This is a genomic window from Streptomyces sp. NRRL S-118, from assembly GCF_000716335.1.
Lineage (GTDB): Bacteria > Actinomycetota > Actinomycetes > Streptomycetales > Streptomycetaceae > Streptomyces.
On sequence record NZ_KL591050.1, the window covers coordinates 3,569 to 8,289 of the forward strand.

Genomic DNA, 4,721 nt, shown 5'->3' on the forward strand with positions numbered 1-4,721 from the left:
ACCTGCTCCGCCGACAGCGACTCCACCACACCGTCGTCCAGCACACCCGCCGCATGCACCACTGCCGTCAACGGATGCTCCAGCGAACCCACCAGGCCCGCCAGCTGCTCACGGTCCGCCACGTCACACGCGACGACCCGCACCTCCGCACCGAGCTGCTCCAGCCCGGCCGTCAGCTCCGCGGCACCTTCCGCCGCGGGACCACGCCGGCTCACCAGCAGCAGACGCTTCGTCCCGTGCTCGGCGACCAGGTGCCGCGCGACCCGGGCACCCAGACCACCCGTACCGCCCGTGACGAGGACCGTGCCCTCCGGGTCGAGCGGCGCCGGAACCGTGAGGACGACCTTGCCGGTGTTGTGGCCCTCCCGCAGGAAGCGGAAGGCCCCGGCGGCGTCGCGGACGTCCCAGGCACGGACCGGGGCGTGGGTGAGCGCGCCCTGCTCGAAGAGCGCGACGATCCCCGTCAGCATCTCCTGCAGCCGGTCCATGCCGGCGTCGAACAGGTCGAACGAGCGGTACCGCACTCCGGCGTGCGTGGCGGCCACGGCCTCCGGGTCGCGCACGTCCGCCTTGCCCATCTCGATGAACCGGCCGCCGTTCGGCAGCAGGTCGAGCGACGCGTCGACGAACTCGCCCGCCAGCGCGTTGAGCACCACGTCCAGGCCGCCGGTCGCCTCCAGGAACGCGTCCCGGAAACCGAGGTCGCGCGACGAGGCGATCCGCTCGTCCGGTACGCCGAGCGCGCGCACCGCGTCCCACTTGTGCGGGCTCGCGGTGGCGTAGACCTCCGCACCGAGGTGGGTGGCCAGCTGCACCGCGGCCATGCCGACGCCGCCCGCCGCGGAGTGCACCAGCACGCGGTCCCCCGCGCGCACACCGGCCAGGTCGACCAGGCCGAAGTAGGCGGCGAGGTGGACCACCGGCACCGCGGCCGCTTCGGTGAACGACCAGCCGGCGGGCATCGGCACGACCATCCTGCGGTCGGCGACGGCCAGCGGGCCGAAGCCCTCCGGGACGAAGCCGAACACCCGGTCGCCGGGGGCCAGATCGGTCACGTCGGCCCCGACTTCGAGCACGACACCCGCGGCCTCGCTGCCCAGCGGCGCCTCGTCCGGGTACAGGCCGAGCGCGATCAGTACGTCCCGGAAGTTCAGGCCGGCGGCACGCACGCCGACGCGGATCTCGCCCGCGCCGAGCGGCCTGCCGCCCTCCGACGGAGCGATCGCCAGATCGTCCAGCGAGCCCTTCCGGCCGGTGGACAGCCGCCACGCGTCGCCGGACGGTCCCTCGGCCGCCCGGCCGAGCCGCGGTGCGAGCACCCGGCCGTTGCGCAGCGCGAGCTGCGGCTCGTCCGCGCCCACGAGCGCCGCCCAGTCCGGGGCGTCGTCGGTGTCGATGGCGGTGTCGGTGTCGACCAGCAGGAACCTGCCCGGGTGCTCGGACTGGGCACTGCGCACCAGCCCCCACACCGGGGCCTGCGCCACGTCCGCCGGCTCGTCGCCCACGGCGATGCCGCCGCGCGTCACCACGACCAGCCGCGCGCCGGCCAGCCGTTCGCAGGCCAGCCATCGCCGCACCAGCGCCAGCGCCCGTACGGCGGAGTCGCGGGCCGCGTCCGGTACGGCACCCACGGGCGCCGCCACCTCGGCTACGACCACGTCCGGTGCGCTCCCGCCCTCGGCGAGCGCGCGCTCCAGGGCGTCGAGGTCCGCGAACTCCCCGCCGAGTACGGTGACCCGCCCGGTCGTCCTCGGCACGGTGACCTCGGCCCAGTCCATCCGGAACAGCGGGTCGCCGGTCCCCGTGGCGCTCTCCAGCTGCGCCGGGTCGACCGCGCGGAAGACGAGCTTGTCCATGTGCAGCACCGGCTCGCCGTACGCGCCGACGACCTCCACGCGCAGCGCCGAGTCACCGGCCGGGGAGAGCCGCACCCGGGCGCCGGCCGGTCCGCCGGCACCGAGGCGGACGCCGGACCAGGAGAACGGAAGGACGACCGCGTTGCCCGGGCCCTTCTCCAGCAGGCCGCCGTGCAGAGCGGCGTCGAGCAGTCCGGGGTGGACGCCGAAGCCGCCGTTGTCGGCGCCGTCCGGCAGCGCGATCTCCGCGTAGACCTCGTGGTCCAGGCGCCATACGGCCCGCACGCACTGGAACAGCGGTCCGTAGTCGTAGCCGAGGTCCGTCATGCCGGCGTAGAGCGCGTCGACCGAAGCGGCCTCGGCACCCGCCGGCGGCCACACCTGCGCCCACTCGGCGGCCGGGGGCGCGGGATCCGTCTCGGGGGCGAGCCAGCCGCGTCCGTGACAGATCGCCCGCTGCGCCTCGTACTCGTCGGTCTCCCGGCGTGAGTAGATCGCCACCTCGCGGCGGCCGTCGGCGTCGGCCAGGCCGATGGTGATCTGGACCTGGCGCGCCGCGTCGTCGGCGAGCACCAGGGGCGCCTCCAGCACCATCTCGTCCGCCACGGCGCAGCCCAGCTCGCGCCCGGCGGTCAGGGCCATCTCGACCAGTGCGACGCCCGGGACGATCACCGTGCCGAGGACGACGTGGTCGCGGGTCCAGGGCTGGCCGTCCGCGGAGACGCGGCCGGTGAACACCCACTCGTCGCGGTCGCCGACCGGCACGGCAGCGCTCAGGACCGGGTGATCGACGTGGCTCAGTCCCGCCACGGACGCGTCCCCCGCGCCGGTTCCCGGCGTCAGCCAGAACCGGCGGCGCTGGAAGGCGTACGTGGGCAGCCCGACCTGCTGTGCGCCGGTGCCCGTGAACAGGGCGGACCAGTCGACGGCGACCCCGGCGGCGTGGGCCTCGGACAGCGACAGCAGGAACCGTCGCAGGCCCCCCTCGTCCCGGCGCAGCGATCCCACCACCGCGGCCGTGCCCTCGGTGTCGTGCGCGGCGACCGTCCCTTCCACGGCCATGGCCAGCACCGGGTGCGGCGAGACCTCGACGAAGCATCCGGCGCCGTTGTCCGCCAGAGCCCGGACGGCGGGCTCGAACCCGACCCGGCCGCGCAGGTTGCCGTACCAGTAGGCGGCGTCCAGCGCCTCGCCGTCGAGGAACTCGCCCCGTGTGGCCGAGTAGAAGGGGATGCGCGCCGAGGTCGGGCGCACCGGTGCCAGTACGTCGAGCAGTTCGGCCTCGATCGCCTCGACCTGCGCCGAGTGCGACGCGTAGTCCACGTTGACCCGCCGTGCCCGCACACCGTCCCGCTCGCACCCCGCGACGATCTCGTCCAGCGCGGCAGGCTCCCCGGCGACCACCACCGCGGCAGGCCCGTTCACCGCCGCGACCGACACCCGGCCCCCAAAAGGCGCCACGAGCTCCTCGGCCCGCTCCACCGGCACCGCCACCGACACCATGCCACCACGCCCCGCAAGACGCTCCAGCACCAGCCGGCTGCGCAACGCCACCACCCGCGCACCGTCCTCCAACGACAGCGCACCCGCCACCACCGCGGCGGCTATCTCACCCTGCGAATGCCCCACGACCGCGGACGGCTCCACACCGTACGAACGCCACAACGCCGCCAGCGACACCATCACCGCCCACAACGCCGGCTGCACCACATCCACCCGCTCCAGCGACGGCGCACCCTCGACACCCCGCAGCACGTCCTCCAGCGACCACTCCACGAACGGCGACAGCGCCACGGCGCACTCCGCCATCCGCTCCGCGAACACCGGCGAGGTGTCCAGCAGCTCCACCGCCATACCCGCCCACTGCGCCCCCTGGCCCGGGAACACGAAGACCGGCTTGCCGCCCACGGGACGGCCCTCGACCACGGCTGCCGACGGCTCCGCCGCGGAGAGGTCGCCGAGACCGGTCAGCAGCGCGCCGCGATCGGTGGCCACCACCACCGCGCGGTGCTCCAGCTGCGCGCGTGTCGTCGCCAGCGCGTACGCCATGTCCACGGTGGGCAGCTCGGGTTGCGCGATCAGCTGGGCCCGCAGCCGGTCGGCCTGTGTCCGCAGCGCCGCCTCGCTCCTGGCGGAGACCGGGACCGGCAGCACCGCCGGAGAGGGCACGGGCACCGGCGCGGCCCCGCTCCCGGCCGGTGTGTCAGCGGGTGCCTCCTCGATGATCACGTGGGCGTTGGTGCCGCTGATGCCGAAGGAGGACACACCTGCCCTGCGCGGCCGCTTCGAGGCGGGCCACTCCCGCGACTCGGTCAGCAGCTCGACGGCGCCCGACTCCCAGTTCACGTGCGGCGANACGAAGACCGGCTTGCCTTCCGTCACCACGCCCTCGACCACACCGTCCGCGGGCTCGCCCGCGGCGACCGCGGCCAACCCGGCGAGCAGCTCGTCGCGGTCCGCCGCGACCACCACGGCCCGCCGGTCGAGCTGGGCGCGCGTGGTCGCCGCCGAGAAGCCGGCGTCCAGCAGGGAGACCTCCGGCCGTGCGGCCAGGTGGGCGCGGAGCCGCTCGGCCTGCTCGCGCAGTGCGGCCTCGCTGCGCCCGGAGAGCGGCACCGGCACCACCGGCGGTGCGGCGGAGGTCTCCGCGGCGGGGGCCTCCTCCTCGGCCGGTGCCTCCTCGATGATCACGTGGGCGTTGGTGCCGCTGACGCCGAACGACGAGACGCCCGCGCGCCGGGGACGCTCGCNCGCTCGCCGGCCGGCCACTCCCGCGCCTCGGTGAGCAGTTCGATCTCGCCCGACGCCCAGTCGACGTGCGGGGTCGGCGCATCCACGTGCAGCGTGGGCGGCAGCATCCCGTGC

Annotated in this window: 1 protein-coding gene and 2 pseudogenes; all 3 read right to left on the minus strand. The window is 75.2% G+C overall.

Features of this window, described 5'->3' with window-relative positions:
- On the minus strand, nt 1-2,666 hold a 2,666-nt coding region (locus IH00_RS45695; protein ID WP_420710983.1), incomplete at its 3' end, for an SDR family NAD(P)-dependent oxidoreductase.
- 108 nt (nt 2,667-2,774) lie between these two features.
- Nucleotides 2,775-4,211, minus strand: a pseudogene (locus IH00_RS45700) (acyltransferase domain-containing protein); the annotation flags it as partial.
- 99 nt (nt 4,212-4,310) lie between these two features.
- Nucleotides 4,311-4,606 (minus strand): annotated as a pseudogene (locus IH00_RS45705) (ketoacyl-synthetase C-terminal extension domain-containing protein); the annotation flags it as partial.
- Between the last annotated feature and the right edge of the window lie 115 nt (nt 4,607-4,721).